Genomic DNA, 15,868 nt, shown 5'->3' on the forward strand with positions numbered 1-15,868 from the left:
GTAAAGCTCGAAGACTCGCTAACGGCTGAAGCCCGACTGCTTAAGAACCCTTTGAGAAAAGGGTTCTTAAGAATCTCCTAAACTTTATATAGCTTGCTTCGCTCGAGTTATTTCGAGAATCAAACGAACACTATTTATCAAACTTTATCTAAAACGAGTGACGTTTCGAGGAAGAAGTTTGTCTTATTATCCAATCATCCCCGCGCGGATGAGCCGATAAAAAGTTTAGGAAAAGGAGGGGATGGGGGGCTGGGGGAAGGGGAGGAAAGAACCCTTTCCAAAGGGTTTTTCCTCCCCTTCTCCCAGCCGCCGGAGGCAGCCGCAAAGCGGCAAAAGAAATCCGCCCTGACCGACGAAAGTCGGACAGGGCGGATTCATTATTTGCAACTATACTACGCTAAGCGGAGTACTTCTTGAGATCGGCTTCGCGGATTTCCTTGCGCTTGATCTTGCCGGAGATGGTCTTGGGCAGATCGGTGACGTACTCGATGATACGGGGATACTTGTACGGCGCGGTCAGGTTCTTGACGAAATCCTGGAGCGTTTTGGTGAGCTCGTCGTTGCCTTCGTAACCGGGTGCGAGCACCACGGTGGCCTTGACGAGCTGGCCGCGAACATCGTCGGGCACGCCGGTAACAGCGGCTTCGACAATGGCATCGTGGGCCACGAGGGCGGATTCGACCTCAAAGGGTCCGATGCGGTAACCGGAACTCTTGATCAGATCGTCGGTGCGACCCATGAACCAGAGATAGCCGTCTTCGTCAGCCCAGGCTTTGTCACCGGTGTGATACCAGCCGTCGAATTTGACGGAGGCAGTCTTTTCCGGCTCGTCCATGTAGGAATCGAACAGACCGAGAACGGGCTTGTCGATGCGGATGCAGATTTCGCCTTCTTCACCCTGCGGCACTTCGTTGCCTTCCTCGTCCATGAGCGCGATGTCCCAACCGGGCATGGGTTTGCCGATGGAACCGGGCTTGGGCTTCATGAACTTGAGGGTGGCCACCTGCAGGGTGGTTTCGGTCTGACCATATCCTTCATAGATGGGCATGTTCAGAGCCTTTTCCCAGGCGTGGAAGACCGAATCGTTCAGGAGTTCGCCAGCAGTGGTGCAGTGGCGCAGAGAAGAGAGATCGTATTCGGAGAGGTCTTCGCGCACGAGGAAACGGTAGACGGTGGGCGGCGCACAGAAGGTGGTCAGCTTGTTGTCGGCCATGATCTGGAGGAGATTGGCGGCACTGAATGCACCACGGAAATCCCAGACAAAGACGACGGCACCAGCCATCCACTGGCCATAGAATTTGCCCCATACGGACTTGCCCCAACCGGTGTCGGAGAGCGTCAGGTGGACGTCGCCGTCCTCCAGATCGTGCCAGATGGCGCCGGTGGTGTAGTGACTGTAAGGGTAGTTGTGGTTGTGCAGCACCATCTTGGGCAGACCGGTGGTGCCGGAGGAGAAGAAGATCACCATGGGGTCGTCGCCACCGGGAGAATCGGCAGTGCGAGGACATTCGACGTCGCCCGAGGCAAGGAGCTCCCTGTAGTCGAGCCAGCCGTCCTTGAGCAGACCGTCTACCTGCACGAGCAGGTTCAGGCCGGGACATTCCGGTTTGGCCTCGTCCACGCGGTCGCAGATGGTGTCTTCGCAGATGATGGCGGAGACGTTGGCGTAGTTGACGCGCTGGGAGATATCTTTCTTGGTCAGCAGGGAAGGAGACGGGATCGGGATGGCGCCGATGCGGTGCATGGCGAGCATGACGGTCCAGTATTCCACGCGGCGATAGAGCACCAGCATGACGCGGTCGCCCTTTTTTACGCCCTTTTCCATGAGGGAATTGGCGAGCTGTGCGGACTCTTCCTGGAAGAATTTGAAGTCGAATTCGCGGCGTTTGCCTTCATCGTCAACATGGATCAGCGCAGTCTTTGCGGGGTCCATTTTGTCCAGAACATCGTAGGCGAAGTTGAAATTCTCGGGTGCTTCGAGTTTATAGTTTGCGCAGAAGTCCGCGAAGTCTTCGTAAGTTCCTTTGGTAAACATGGTCGGTTTTCTCCGTAATTCCGTGGTGTTTTTTCGGTTTTCCAGTGTAAAAAATCGTCAAAAACTTTGTCCGGGCGGAGCGCCTCACAGCGCCCGGCCCTACAGAATTACGTCGAGGAACGTTACTTCTTTGCCGTCCAAACCACGCAGAGCGTGAGGCGTTTCCGAGTTGAAGTAGAGCGAATCGCCTTCTTCAACAATGATGGGTTCGCCACCCATGCGGACCTCCAAACGGCCCTTGAGTACGTAAATAAATTCCTGTCCGCGGTGGGAAGTTTCCGTCATTTCCTCACCGGATTTGGCTGGAACCGTGATCAAAAATGGCTCCATCTCGCGGCCCGCGAACTTGTAACCGAGGCTTTTGTAGTCGTAATCCTTGCGACGATCGACAGAAAAACCTTCGTTTTTGCGCACCAGCGAGTACGATTTCAGGTGCGGTTCGCGACCGGAAATCAGCGTGGTCAGGTCCACGCGACACAGACGGGAAACGTCCAGCATGTATCCCACAGGGATCTCGACTTCGCCGGATTCGTATTCCGCCACCTTCTCTTCCGGCAGACCGAGCAGGTCCGCCATCTCCTTGACCGTCCAGCCGATGCCCTCGCGAACACCGATCAGACGAGGAGCAATGTCTTTGTACTGTTCCACAATCTCTCTCCTTGTCTATTTGCCTCCGGCGGCCCTGCCGGGGGCCTTAAGAACCCTTTGGAAAGGGTTCTTAAGAATCTCCTAAACTTTTTATAGCGGCGCAGGTGTATTGTGCGGAAGTCACAAGACCGTATGCGCCGAGGCGGTGTTTTGGGCGTGAATTCGAGGTGTGACTATGGGGATCGTGCGCCCTAACGCGGCCATCTATTCTTCAATTATCCTTTTGAATTTGTTGGCAGCGAAGCCAAAAAGTTCAGAAAGGACGCTTGGGGAAACCTTTTTCAAGAGGTTCCCCCAAGGCTTATTTCTTCAATTCTACGCGTCAGGCCACAGTTCGGCGGCGAGGTCGCGGAGCTTGTATTTCTGGATTTTGCCCGAAGCGGTCATGGGATATTCCTTGAGGAACGTGACGTATTTCGGGATTTTGTAGTGGGAGATCTGGCCGCGGCAGTAGTCGGTGACATCTTCCGGCTGGAGGTCTACGCCTTCCTTGAGGATGATGAATGCGCCGACCTGCTCGCCGAACTTTGCACTGGGAACGCCTGCCACCTGCACGTCGAGGACGCCGTCCATGGTGTAAAGGAACTCTTCGATCTCGCGCGGGTAGATGTTCTCACCGCCGCGAATGATCATGTCCTTGAGGCGGCCGGTGATGGTCAGATAGCCGTCTTCGTCCATGACGCCGAGGTCGCCGGAGTGGAGCCAGCCGTCTGCGTCGATGGCTTCTTCGGTGGCCTTGGCGTTGTTGTAGTAGCCTTTCATGACCAGATAGCCGCGAGTGCAGACCTCACCCTGAACGCCGGTGGGACATTCCTCTCCCGTTTCCGGGTCGGTGATCTTGATCTCCACCTCGGGCATGGCGGTGCCGACGGTCTCGGTCATGTGCTCGATGGTGTCACCGATCTTGGTCTGGGACATAACCGGTGAAGACTCGGTCAGGCCGTAACAGATGGTGATTTCCTTCATGTTCATCTTGTCCATGACGCGCTTCATGACTTCCACCGGACAGGGCGAGCCGGCCATGATGCCGGTGCGCAGGGTGGAGAAGTCGAAGCGGGGGAACATGGGGTGGTCCAGCATGGCGATGTACATGGTGGGCACGCCGTAGACGGCGGTACAGTTCTCCACGTCGATGGCGTTCATGACCTCGAGCGGGACAAAGTCTTCCATGATGACCATGGTCACGCCGTGGTTGATGCAGGCGAGTACGCCGAGCACGCAGCCGAAGCAGTGGAACAGCGGTACGGTCAGACACAGGCGATCGCCGGGCTGAAAGTTCTGGTTCTTGCCGATCCAGTAGCCGTTGTTGCCGATGTTGTAATGGGTCAGCTGTACGCCCTTGGGGAACCCGGTGGTTCCTGAAGTGTACTGCATGTTGACCACGTCATGCGGGTCCAGGGAATCCTGACGGGCCTGGTACTCCTCGTCCGAGACCATGGCGGCCATGGCCTGCAGTTCGGGCACGGAGTAGAGGCCGCGGTGCTTTTCGTGGCCGAGGAAGAAGACGCGCTCCAGCTTGGGGAACTTGTTGGTCTTGAGCTGACCGCGTTCCTGAACTTTCAGTTCCGGGATCAGTTCGTAGACCGTGTTCAGGTAGTCATGGCCGCGGTAATCGCCGATGATGAACAGGTTCTCGGTCTCCGAGTGTTCCAGCAGATACTTGAGCTCATGCGACTGGTAATGTGTATTGACCGTGAGCAGGATGGCGCCGATTTTGGCCGTGGCGAACTGGAGCGTGACCCAGTAAGGGACGTTGTTGGCCCATACGGCCACCTTGTCGCCTTTCTTTACGCCCAATGCCATGAGGCCTTTGGCCACGGTGTCCACGAGTTCGCCGAATTCCTTGTAGGTCAGGCGGAAGTCGCGGTCCACGTATACCACTGCCTCGGTATCGGGATACTTCTCGATAGTCTCGTCCAGCAACTGGCCGAGTGTTTTGTTACGCAATGCCATGGACTACTCCGGGAAATAGAGAACGGCGTAAATTTCGGCTTTTTCGTCACCGTAGCAGGCCACGTTGTGGGGGACTACGGAGTTGAAGTAGACGGAGTCGCCGGGAGAAAGAACGGATTCTTCCTTGCCGTACAGAATGCGAACCTGACCGGACTGGACCACGATGAATTCTTCACCCTCGTGGGAGGAGAGAGAGTCGTCCTTGCCGGATTCAGGCAGCAGCTCGATGAAAAATGGTTCCATGTGGCGGTCGGTCTTGCCTTTGCCCAGGGAATGGAAGACCACGCCGGGCTCCTTGCCGCCCATGTGAGTGGTAAGTTCTTCTTCACGGTCGGCCAGGCGAGTGATGAGCGGATCACTGGAAACCTGATCGTCGAGGAATGTGCCCAGGCGCACCCCGAGCGCGCGGGCCAGTTTCACCAGAGGCTGCAGGGACGGGTACTGATCGTCCTCTTCCACTGCGCGAATGAAATCTTCAGGCAGAACCGTACGGTTTGCCAGGTCCTCGATGGTCAGGTTCTGTTTTTCACGGTAGGATTTAATCCTTGTACCGATGCTACTCATTGATCGTTTCTCCTTAGGGAACATCTGCTTGTTTAATCATATGTAAAATCTTCTGAAAGCCCCCTTTCAAGAAGACATTAATTCGCCGTCAACGGATGTACATGAAATAGACTCGGATGTCACCAGTATGAGAGAACAGTCCTCATCGGTGGACCCTTGGGGTTACTTGGTCAGCAGCCCCTGATTGCGTTCCGCCTGCCATGTGCGAAGCGTTCCCAGTTTGTCGGCGAACCGGTAGTAGAATTTGACGTCGTTGCCCATGGCGTTGCCGTGGCTTCGCGTGTTCGTGGTTTTGAATCCGGTTGCCCGATGATGAACACACGCTATCTGTCCAATATATCGTACTTTGAACCCGGCAAGGCGAAGGTCCAGATGGAAAGAAACGTCATCCAGCTGTGTGGGCGTGAAGAGGATGTCGAACTCGGGAACCTTGTCAAAGCACTCCTTGCGCATGACATGGCAGCAGCCCATGACGCAGTCCGTGTCGCGTCTGACAGAGTAGAGGCCGAAGTCCCGGGCCTTGAAGGGGGCACCAAGGCTCAAGCGGAACACGCCGGGTTTTGCAATGGCCACATCGCGGTAGAGGTATTGCAGGTCTTCACCGCCCGGATCGAGCACCCGGCACCCCACCGCGCCCACGGAAGGATCGTCTTCCAGCTCCGTCAACATCCCTTGCAGCCAGTTCCCCGGCAGGGTGACGTCGTCGTCGAGGAAGGCGATGAACTCGCTGCCGAGTTCGTTCAGTGCATGGTGGACCAGCATGTTGCGGGCCGCAGGGGCGCCAATGTTGACGGGCTGCTCCAGAAGAGTCATTCGAACGTCGGGAAATACTTCCTTCACCTTGAGCACCATGTCGCGGCTGTTGTCGGAGCAGCCGTTGAGGAGGACCAGTACGTCGCTCTCGCCGATTTCTGTGGCGCACAGGCTGCGCAGGGTCATCTCAAGGAGGTCGGCGCGATTGTATGAGTAAAGGCAGATGGCGGCCCGTCCGGCGGAAAGGTCGACGTCCCGAACAGTAAACGGGTTATCCAGTTCCTGTCTGGCCAATGCTGCATGAAATTGCTTTGGATCGATGGCGAGGGAGCGGTCGAACAGGGCCTTGGCCGTATCAGGCTGGCCGGTGGAAAGGCAGAGTGCGCCCATATAAGTGTATATGGATTCCCAGTCTTCATGGCGACGACCATCTGTGGCGTTCCATAATTCCATGGCGCTATCATTTTGCCCGTTGTGGACGTATTGCCCGATCAGCCATGTGTTCCAGTCTTTGTCAAAGACATCGGGAACCGTGAACCCATCCAGCCAGCTCATGTCCAGTCCGAACTCCAAATCAACGGCTGCCAGTCGGCTTGCCACCACCACATTGCCGGGGCTCTTGTTTAGATCGTTCAGCAGGAGGTCGTGCGCCTGCTCTGCTTTTCCCTGTACGCACAGGGTGTCCGCCATGTCGTCGAGATCTGGACGCAGGGTGAATTTCTCCAGCAGGGAGGCGGTGACCTTCCCCTCTGGAGAGGGGGCGATCTGATTCATTACCTGCCTCAGGGCGAGGTTGAACGGGACCGTCTGCTGCATCTTGCGCACCAGATGAAGGAAGCAGTTGGTCAGAGCCTGATCCTTTCCCAAGGTAGTGTCTGAAGCGAAACGGTTGAAGTAGGCAGAACCCAGATCCTCGTCCAAAACATAGTTGCGCATGTATGTCATGTAATGCTGGCAGAGTTCCTCGCCGTTCAGGCATCCGAGTTCGCTGGAGATACCAGGCTTGATGTAACTGAATTCGGCGGTCATGGACTCCTCCCTGCTCATTGGGGACCGGGTTGGGCGGTCGTTGGCGAAAGACAATGATTTCTAGATACTGCGTGTACATGAATCAGCCATGGAAGTCATCCGGTGCCCTGAAAATCAGCCAGTATGCAAATGGAGAGGCCAGCCTCTTTCATGGGGCGATCCTGTGACTTTTGCGATGAAAACAAAATCACTGGCTTGTCGAAGATGCATGAAGGTTTTATTATCTTTACAGAACCGCATACGCCAGGTTGCAAACCCGGTCGACGCGGTGTATTTTCCAAAAACTCATCATAACTGTGAACAGGACGACCTGAAGTGACCCAAGAAGAAGCCAAGACGAACAAAGCCGAGCAAGACGCCAACATGCCTGAAGATGTGACTATTCCCAAGGACGTGAAGCGCGAAAAAATCTCCGGCGTGTTCTCCACCCAGACCGTCGCCAAGGTCGGTACCGGAACGACATCCAGAAAGACCATCCAGAAGGCCTACTGGTTTGCCGAGCAGCCTGAGATGGATGATGACGCCGTGCCGGTTGTTGCTGTCCAGCCCCTGAACCGGAACAACATCCCGTCCGGTCCCAAGGAGCAGGTGCCGCTTCCCGATTTCCTGGAGCGGTTCAGTCCTGAAGTGGAATTCTATCAGCAGGAAGTCTTCCCCCGCATGAAAGAGTTGGACTCTACCGTCAAGCGTGCCGAGGAACAGCGCGATCAGGGTGCGCTCTATTCAGCGGAATTCGAATACAACGCCGCGCTGACCGTGGACGAGAACAATGTCCGCGCCAACTTCGGATTGGGCCTGACCTTCATGGAACGCGGTGAGCCGGAAAAGGCCGCCGACCTGTTTGAGCGCATCGTCGGGCTGGATGCCGCGTTCGATCCCGAGCACAAGCACCTTTTCAACGAGTTCGGCATCAATCTGCGCAAGTCCCAGCTGCTGGATCAGGCCGTGGACTACTACACCCGTGCTCTAGAGATGGCCCCGCATGACGAGAACCTCTTCTACAACATCGCCCGCGCCTACTTCGAGCGGGGCGACAAGGAGGACTGTGTGACCAATCTGCAGAAGGCGCTTGAGATCAATCCCTATTTCGAGGAAGCCAAGGCCTTCCTCGCCTACATGGAAAAGCAGGAAGGCTAAACCATGTCCCTCGCGCTGGAGCGGCTTTCCTTTGCTTACGAAGGCGGCCCCATCATTCTCGATGACGCTTCGCTCGTCATTGAGCAGGGTACCTATTGTCTCGTTCGTGGTCCGTCCGGTGCGGGCAAGTCCACACTGCTGCGCCTGCTCTGTCTGCTGGAGGAGCCCCAGTCCGGCCACGTCGTGATCAATGGTACGGCCACGGACGCCATGGTTCCGGCCCAGCTTCGTCGTAATGTTGCCTATGTGCAGCAGATGCCGACCCTGCTTCCCGGCACTGTTCGCGAGAATCTGCTCCTGCCGTTTTCCTTCAAGTCCAACGAGGGTCTGCTACAGCCGACAGACGAGGTCCTGCTCAGCTATCTGTCGTCGTTTTTGCTGGACTGTATTACTCTGGAGACTCGCGCCGACACTCTGTCCGTGGGCCAGTCCCAGCGCGTCTGTCTCATTCGCAGTCTGCTTTTGGAGCCGGAGGTCATCCTCATGGACGAGCCCACCGCCTCCCTTGATGCGGACAGCGCCAGGGTCGTCCTCGACAAGGCCGCCGAGCTGGCCGCTTCCGGCATGACCGTGATCATGATTTCCCATTCCGAGGTCACGCCTCCCGGTGTAACCCACACCATCCGCATCAATGCCGGAAAACTGGAGTATGCATCATGACCGCCCAGCCCATCATCGAGATCGGACCGCTCCAGCTTTCCCTCTGTCTCGGCTTTGTGCTGTTGGCTGGTGGCGCTTCCGTTTATCACAAGCTCGGTCTTGGCAAGGATTTGCTTGTCGGCACCATCCGCACTTTTGCCCAGTTGTTCATCATGGGCTACGTGCTCAAGTTCATTTTCGATGTTCATTACATGTGGCTCGTGCTCGGCATGTTCACCTTTATGGTGGCCGCGGCTGTCCATATCATCAGGGGCCGAGTCTCCGAGCGTTCCGTCCCGTTCGTCATTCCCACATTCATTTCCATGCTTCTGTCCTACACGCTGGTTTCCTATTTGGTCACTGCCGTCATTGTGGGGGCCAAGCCGTGGTGGACGCCGCAGTATTTCATTCCCCTTGCCGGGATGATCGTGGGTAATTCCATGACCGCCATTTCCATTTCCCTTGAGCGGCTTTTTTCTGATCTGAAGTCTCGTCGCGCCGAGGTGGAGATGCGATTGGCGTTGGGTGCCGATTACCGCGAGGCGTCGCAGGATATTCTGCGTGGCGCGATCAAGGCGGGCATGATCCCGTCCATCAACTCGCTCATGGCCGTGGGGTTGGTTTCCCTGCCGGGGATGATGACCGGTCAGATATTGTCGGGGACTGATCCGTTGATCGCCATTCGCTATCAGATTGTCGTGATGTTGATGATTGTGGCGGCGACGTCGCTGGGGGCGTTGTTGGTGACGGGGTTGGTGAGGAGGAAGTGTTTTTCTGAGGTTCAACGACTTGTTGTTCGATAAGATTTAAAGGCAGATAAGGAAGGCCGCCCTTTTGGGGCGGCTTTTTTGTTGGAAAGATGCGCGCTTTGCAAGCGCGAGAGCCGTCGCTTTCGCTCCTCCATGCCCTCCCGGCGGGGTTCTTTCTATCTCTGCTGTCCTCATCCGTAAGTCTCGAAGACTCGACAACGGCTGAAGGCTGGCTGAGCCGCCCCAAGAAAGAACCAAAGAAACTCGGCTTTGTGTGCTCGGCCGCCTCGTGCTCACTCGCCAAGAATCTGATCCAAATAGAATGCCTTGAGGTGTACTACGCGACTATAGTCGCTGCCGAGATGCTTTTTGTTTTTGGCGGCATTCGATTTGGTCAGCTTCTATGCTTCGTGTTCAAGGGCTGGTGCAGGTCTTCGTTTGTAGGAGGTGAGAATAGGCTGTCGCATTCAGGAACTCTATTCATCAACCCGCGATAAAAGCCGAACGGGCTATCTGAAAAGAACAAGCGAAGCGCGAGTTCGTTCAGATAGCCCGTTCGGCTTTTATCGCCAATGGGATTCCAAAGGCCCTCGGCCTTTGGGCCCCGCTGGCAAGCGTCCCCGAAGGGCCGCCGGAGGCACCTTTAGTTCTTTCTCAGTGACCAGAAATAGTGTTCTTTGCCGGCTGCGGGGTAGGCGGCCACGTCGCCGAGGGTCCAGCCTTCGGGGAGTTCGTCTTCGTTGGGGGCGGGGTCGTTGGACAGGATGACGAGCACGCCGGTGGGATGGAGCATAGGGGTGACGAAATCGAGCAGCTTGGGCCAGGGCATGAAGGCCTTGGAGAGGATGAGGTCGGCGGTGGCGGCGTTGCCGGACTCGGCGAGGCGGTCGAGGGCATCTTCTGCCTTGCCGTGAAAAACGTTGGTGTCGGCGAGTTTAAGACGGCCGAGGACCGAGCGCATGAACAGGGAGCGTTTCTCGCGCACTTCGACAAGCCAGTAGGAGCCGTCGTGCCAGAGGGCGCGGAGCGGGATGCCGGGGAGGCCTGCGCCAGCGCCGAGATCGAGGGAGAGGGGCGCGTCGTTGAGCTTCAGGCCGGAGAGAAAATCGGCGAGATAGAGGGAGTCGACCATGAGGGTTTCGAATACGTCGCGCCAGTGGGACGGGCCGACGAGGTTCATCTTCTTGTTCCACTTGATGAGCTGATCGAGATAACCCGCGAGGGAATCGGCCTCGGTGGCGGATACGGGACGGCCAAGTTCATTGGCGACCTTGATGACTTCTTGTGATGTAGGTTTTGTCTGCGGCATGGGCTGGGGATAAAATGTTTTGGGGGAAGAATCCAGTATAACGTGTGTACCCTGAAAATCCGAAAGCCCCCTGGGGTACAGGGGGCTTCCTATGGAGGAGGTGTGATCGGTAGATGGCTGATACCGATACAAGAGTGTGCAAGGCGTACTTGGTAAGGGCAGGTCGTACGCCTTGATTACGCTTATAGGGGATACGCCGTATAGATGCTTTGACTTAGGTCAAGAACGGGAAATTTATTCCCCCTTGATGACAACGAGGGTCAAATCATCCTCTTGGGCGAGGTCGCCCGTGAAGGCGTGAACGGTTGGCGAAAGATTGTTAGTCGATAAAATCAGGAACAAAGTATGTGTCGTTGCCATAAGCACTATAATATATAGTGCCATTTTTGGGCATATAAATTATGAACTGCTCATTTGGTGGACATATGAAGACTTCGCCATCTAATTCTATTTCAAATTTCTCAAGATGCTGTTTTGATTCTACAAAAGCAGAGTATGGAATGCTCTTCTTATAAAAGTAAGTTTTGGCTCCCTGTCGATTCCAATCAATAGTCCACTGGCCATTCTGTTTTTTTCCCAAAGCTCGTTCGCCGATAACCTTCCCACCAAAAGTTACTTCCCCACACTTTGCGCGGTTAAATAGCTCCCAATCCTGGCTCATGCTTTTTCGGACTTTTTCGATTATGAATGGATCTACGTCTCTCGTAATTATTGAATTCGAATGTATTCGCTCAAATACTTTGCGTAATTCACTAAACTGAGACCAATACTCCTTTGGAAGTATTGTTAGAGAAGAGTTTTCATAAATTTTTAAAGAATCAAAATCTGTCTTATAAGTGTCCTTAATGTCTTCGTAGAGTTTCTTGTAGACTAAAACACTATTGTACTGTGATATGTCATATTTAGCGGTGTCTGCCTTAATATAGTTATACTTTCCTTCAACCTCTTTTATAGACACAGATAGTTTGATTTGTGGTTGAGAGGCTGGACAGTCGGAATCAAAATGATACTCAGTAGCCACTCCCTCCTTTTCGTTCCAATAAGTAATAGCTTTTGAGTCGATGTTGTAAAGAAACCAATCTCCGGATTGGAATTTATTATGAATCCAATCAGTCGCAAGAGTTGAAAACTCTTCTGAGTAGTACAGGAAGTATCCTGCAAGATAAGTATGGGAACGAACGAACCATTCATTGTTCTCTTTGTTCCCATTGACATCGATATCCAACGATACCTTTATCCCTTTGTCACTGCGTGATCGAAGGGGGACATCATAGCGGTAGGTTTCGTCGAAGAATAAATTTCTGTAGGCATTGTCGATAGTTGATACAATGAATGGATGATAAAAGAAGTACACGATGGCCAGCAAGATAGCCAATAGGCCCACTGCAAGTGTCCCCCGAAAAAGGGTACGTATTATCCGATGCATTGTGTTCATGATCTGGTGTTTTGCTCTGGGCTGATTCGTTATTCGGCGTCCGAAAAGGAAATTTATTTCCCCTTGATCACAACGAGGGTCAAATCATCCTCTTGGGCGAGGTCGCCGGTGAAGGCGTGAACCGCGTCCTCAACAGCCTTGAGCACGTCCTGCGCCGTGCCGCTGGCGTTGTCGCGAATGACCTGCTGGAGGCGGTCATTGCCGAACATTTCATTGTCGCGATTGTGCGCTTCCCACGCGCCGTCGGTGCCGATGAGCAATACCTGTCCCGGTCCGGGCAGGGGGATTTCATCCTGCATGTACTCCCAGTCTTCGGTCACGCCGAGGGGGATGTTCGGGGTGCGCAGTTCGGTGAAGGTGTCACTGGCGCTGTCATATAACACGGGCGGTTGATGGCCAGCGTTGACCCATGTGGCGATCTGCTCAACGGGGTCGAGTTCCATGTAAAAGAGGGTCAGGAAACGGCCGGTGCCTTCGATATCCCGGGAGAGGTGACGGTTAGCCATGTTGATGGCCTCGGCCGGAGAGTCTGCCACGCTGGCAGCCTGTCGGATATGAGCGCGTCCGGCAGCCATGAGCAGGGCTGCGCCGATGCCGTGGCCGGAGACGTCGCCTACAGCCACAGCCGTGCGGCTGCATGCGTCGCGTTCGCATTCAATGAAATCATAGAAGTCACCGCCGGTCTCGTCGGAGAAACGGGCGCTTCCGGCCAGTTCGAGGCCCGGGAATTCGGGCGCGCTGTCGGGTAGGAAATGTTGCTGGATTTCCTGTGCGATGAGCAGCCCCTCGCGCATGCGTACGCCTTCGCGCAGGGCTGTGATCATGTTGTTGGTGTGGCCTGCGATAACGCCCATTTCGTCGCGGGTGGCCACGGGCACCTTGCGCGTGAGGTCGCCCCGGCTGACCCGTTCCAGCACCACGGTCTCGTTGTCAAAGAGGATGCGCAGGTTGCGGGCGTAGGAGAGGACGAGGTTGATGACCATGAGCAACAGGAAGCCCATGACAAAGATGATCTCTACCAGCACAGAGCGGCCGAGGATGGCCACGGAATCCATGGAGAGGTCCTGCTCGGCCAGCCAGTGCACGTCGCGGATGATCACCAGCATGATGATGCCGGTGATGAGCAGCAGGATGCTGGTGGCGACCAGTGAAAACTTGCGCGTCATGGGACTGAGTTCGCGGGGCGGCTCAAAGGAGGCCCTGCCGGACAAGGCATCGCCGATGACAATGCGTTCGCGGGCAAGGGCGAGGTCCAGTGCCGCAAACATGCCCACGGTGACGATACCGAGCACCAGCTTCATGCCGCTCTGGAACAGGGGGAAATGATAGATGAGGAGCAGGATGAGGGCCATGCCCAGACCTGCGCCGAGGAACAGGCCCAGCTCCAGCCGAAATTGCATGAGGGATTGGCGGATGGCGGGGACGGAATCCACCAGCCGCTTTTCCAGCATGCCTCGCAGCCCCATGGCGATGAGCATGGGGAAGAGGATGATCAGACCGAGCTCCCAGACCGGGAGCCGTACCATGAGCGGTCAGACCTGTCCGCCGTAAACGGCGCCCCCTGCCACAGCGAGCATGAAATATGTCAGCGCCCGTATGGGCGAGCTGCCTATCATTGTATCGTTTCCTTTTTGTGGCTAATTCTTTGCCAATAGTTCTGAACTCGTTTAATGATAAGTCACCACGTCCCGGCGGGACAAGTCTTTTTCATCAAGGTGGTTTTTGAATATGAAACGAATCGTTGCTCTCGCGTTGTTGCTCCTGTTGTTCTCCGTTTCCGCAGCCATGGCCGGAAATGGTCTGCCCATGTCCGTGGCCGGCATTACTCTGGGCAAGGATATCAAAGGATATGCCAAGTGCTGCAATATGCAGTTGGCCAGCCCCATGCCGGATGCCCCGTTCCTGAGCGAGGTTCATCTTGATGGCGATTATCTCCCTGGTGTGCGCGGCGGCAGTCTGACCTATGGCAACTGTGACAACGCGGGTAAGGTTGTTCGTATCAAATTGAAGTTTCATGATCGCAGCATGCGACTGTTCGATAAACTGCTCGCCAAGTACAAGAAGGCGTACGGCAATCCTGACAGCTATGAAGGCGACGCCTTCAAGAACGTCATCGCCTGGCGCTGGAATTTTTCGCAGGATGGCCAGAAGGTCAGCGTCATCCTCATGTGGAGTCGCGTCAAGGAGCTGCGCCCGGGCGTATCAATCAAGATGTCGCTCGATTCCATGATCGAAAGTGAATACGAGTGCTACCGGGTACAGGTTGATCGTCTGAAGGCCAAGAAAGGTGGCGTGACCAAGATCGAAAATCTGGACGAGTTTGTGGCCAAATAATATGCCCCGTTTTGTATGGAACGGCGTTGGCCTGACCGCGCCTGATAATTGGGAGCCCGCCGCCATTGAGCGCGACGGGCTCTTTCTCGAGTCCGACGGTGTGCCGGTGTGTGAACTCAAGTGGAATAGTGTTCAGGGCTCCTTTTCCTTTGAGAAGCACCTCAAGCGGCTGACCAAATCCCATAAGCAGGCCGATCTGCGCGGGGTGCCCGAGTCCGAGACTCCGGAAGTATGGCAGGCGTCATTGGCCTCGCTGGCCGAGTCCGGCATCCGACACCAGAGCTTTATCTGGCAGACCGAAGTGCATCGCGGCATCGGCGCGGCCCTGCATAATCCGGCCACCGGACTGGCCGCGCTGGTTCAGTTTTTTATTCACCGCAAGGACGATGAAGCCGTGGCTGCCGAGGTCCTGGCTTCCTTTCGCGACCATTCCGCGGGCAAGACCATCCCGTGGGCCATGTTCGGCCTGACCGGGCGTATCCCGACGGGATTTCAGCTGCATACGTTTACTTTTCAGCCGGGCCACTACACGATCAAATACTGGCTTCCCAAATCGGTCCGTCAGGCGAAATTGCCGCCCGGCAAAGGGGCAGGAACCACGCTGATTTTCGAACGCTTTGCCCCGGCCAGCGTCCTGCTCAATGGGACCGATCTCGAGGCATGGCTTCGCGCCAATCTCAAGGATGGACCATCGGAGGAAATGCCGTTTGCCTCGTCTCCGGGGCTTGTCTCGTGGGAGGGCGTCAGCAAAGGCTCGCTTCTGCGTCGTGCGCTGCGTCGCGAGGTCCATTCTTCAGGCCGCGCATGGGTTACCGATACTGGTAATTCCATCCTCTCGGTTCGCGCATCAGGCGTGATTCCCGTGGACGAACGGCAACTTATCGATATATGCGAGGCCTATGAGCTTGTTTAAGAAACGTCCGCCAGAGCCGATAATCTCCCGCGCCGAGGCCCTCAAGATGGTGCCCGTGCGCAACAGTGAAGTCAGGGAAAAGCCCGTGGCTGGCGGCTTGGTGCAGCTTTCCTATCCCTTGGCCGTGAAACCGTGGTTCGGTCGCATGGCCGAGAAGGTCGGCCTGTGGGACAAGCGGCCGATGATTAAGCATCTGGAGCTGGACGAGATGGGCACCTTTGTCTGGGATATCATTGACGGCGAGCATTCCGTGCAGGACATCGCCGACGCCTTCGTCGAGAAGTACGAGGTGCAGAGCCGGGAAGCCGAATTGAGCGTGACGGCGTTTATCAAGACCATCGGTCAGCGCGGCATCATCGGTTTGAAATAG

Annotated in this window: 14 protein-coding genes; 6 read left to right on the top strand and 8 right to left on the bottom strand. The window is 55.6% G+C overall.

The window, feature by feature from the left end; genetic code table 11:
- Positions 1–397: 397 nt before the first annotated feature.
- From HFN16_RS08180 to HFN16_RS08200, 5 genes are all read right to left on the bottom strand, one after another.
- Positions 398–2,035, bottom strand: a complete 1,638-nt coding sequence (locus HFN16_RS08180; protein WP_168890292.1) for an AMP-binding protein — start codon at positions 2,033–2,035, stop codon at positions 398–400.
- A gap of 99 nt (positions 2,036–2,134) precedes the next feature.
- Positions 2,135–2,683 (bottom strand): XRE family transcriptional regulator, encoded by a 549-nt coding sequence (locus HFN16_RS08185; protein ID WP_168890293.1) that lies wholly within the window; start codon positions 2,681–2,683, stop codon positions 2,135–2,137.
- Between the two features lie 315 nt (positions 2,684–2,998).
- A complete protein-coding gene (locus HFN16_RS08190; protein ID WP_168890294.1) occupies positions 2,999–4,636 on the bottom strand; it encodes an AMP-binding protein in 1,638 nt (545 codons plus the stop codon).
- A 3-nt stretch (positions 4,637–4,639) separates the two neighbouring features.
- Complete coding sequence (locus HFN16_RS08195; RefSeq protein WP_168890295.1) at positions 4,640–5,200, bottom strand: XRE family transcriptional regulator; 561 nt, start codon at positions 5,198–5,200, stop codon at positions 4,640–4,642.
- Between the two features lie 162 nt (positions 5,201–5,362).
- Positions 5,363–6,982: a glycosyltransferase family 2 protein gene (locus tag HFN16_RS08200; protein WP_168890296.1), complete on the bottom strand. Its 1,620-nt coding sequence runs from the start codon at positions 6,980–6,982 to the stop codon at positions 5,363–5,365.
- 315 nt (positions 6,983–7,297) lie between these two features.
- Between HFN16_RS08200 and HFN16_RS08205 the strand changes: the two genes are divergently transcribed.
- The 3 genes from HFN16_RS08205 to fetB are packed head-to-tail and all read left to right on the top strand — an operon-like array spanning position 7,298 to position 9,561.
- The gene (locus HFN16_RS08205; protein ID WP_247648480.1) at positions 7,298–8,119 is read left to right on the top strand and encodes a tetratricopeptide repeat protein; all 822 of its coding nucleotides are present in this window, start codon (positions 7,298–7,300) and stop codon (positions 8,117–8,119) included.
- Between the two features lie 3 nt (positions 8,120–8,122).
- Positions 8,123–8,779 carry an ATP-binding cassette domain-containing protein gene (locus HFN16_RS08210; RefSeq protein ID WP_168890297.1) on the top strand — a complete coding sequence of 219 codons (657 nt, stop codon included), beginning with the start codon at positions 8,123–8,125 and terminating at the stop codon, positions 8,777–8,779.
- Positions 8,776–9,561, top strand: a complete 786-nt coding sequence (gene fetB / locus HFN16_RS08215; RefSeq protein ID WP_168890298.1) for an iron export ABC transporter permease subunit FetB — start codon at positions 8,776–8,778, stop codon at positions 9,559–9,561. The genes HFN16_RS08210 and fetB overlap by 4 nt, the downstream gene beginning before the upstream one ends.
- A gap of 589 nt (positions 9,562–10,150) precedes the next feature.
- On the opposite strand, the gene HFN16_RS08220 is transcribed toward fetB, so the two are convergent.
- The 3 genes from HFN16_RS08220 to HFN16_RS08230 form a co-directional block, all read right to left on the bottom strand.
- Complete coding sequence (locus tag HFN16_RS08220) at positions 10,151–10,816, bottom strand: RsmG family class I SAM-dependent methyltransferase (protein WP_168890299.1); 666 nt, start codon at positions 10,814–10,816, stop codon at positions 10,151–10,153.
- 319 nt (positions 10,817–11,135) lie between these two features.
- Positions 11,136–12,191, bottom strand: coding sequence for a hypothetical protein (locus tag HFN16_RS08225; protein WP_168890300.1), 1,056 nt, complete (start codon positions 12,189–12,191; stop codon positions 11,136–11,138).
- Positions 12,192–12,304: 113 nt separating this feature from the next.
- The gene (locus HFN16_RS08230) at positions 12,305–13,777 is read right to left on the bottom strand and encodes a SpoIIE family protein phosphatase (protein WP_168890301.1); all 1,473 of its coding nucleotides are present in this window, start codon (positions 13,775–13,777) and stop codon (positions 12,305–12,307) included.
- A 202-nt stretch (positions 13,778–13,979) separates the two neighbouring features.
- Between HFN16_RS08230 and HFN16_RS08235 the strand changes: the two genes are divergently transcribed.
- From HFN16_RS08235 to HFN16_RS08245, 3 genes are read left to right on the top strand one after another with little or no spacing between them, the layout of a single operon-like run.
- The gene (locus tag HFN16_RS08235) at positions 13,980–14,585 is read left to right on the top strand and encodes a hypothetical protein (RefSeq protein WP_168890302.1); all 606 of its coding nucleotides are present in this window, start codon (positions 13,980–13,982) and stop codon (positions 14,583–14,585) included.
- Position 14,586: 1 nt separating this feature from the next.
- Entirely contained in the window at positions 14,587–15,498 is a 912-nt protein-coding gene (locus HFN16_RS08240) for a hypothetical protein (protein WP_168890303.1), read from the top strand.
- Positions 15,485–15,868: a PqqD family protein gene (locus tag HFN16_RS08245; RefSeq protein WP_168890304.1), complete on the top strand. Its 384-nt coding sequence runs from the start codon at positions 15,485–15,487 to the stop codon at positions 15,866–15,868. Before HFN16_RS08240 ends, HFN16_RS08245 begins: the two co-directional genes overlap by 14 nt.

Origin of the sequence: Pseudodesulfovibrio sp. zrk46 (assembly GCF_012516435.1) — a bacterium.
GTDB lineage: Bacteria > Desulfobacterota > Desulfovibrionia > Desulfovibrionales > Desulfovibrionaceae > Pseudodesulfovibrio.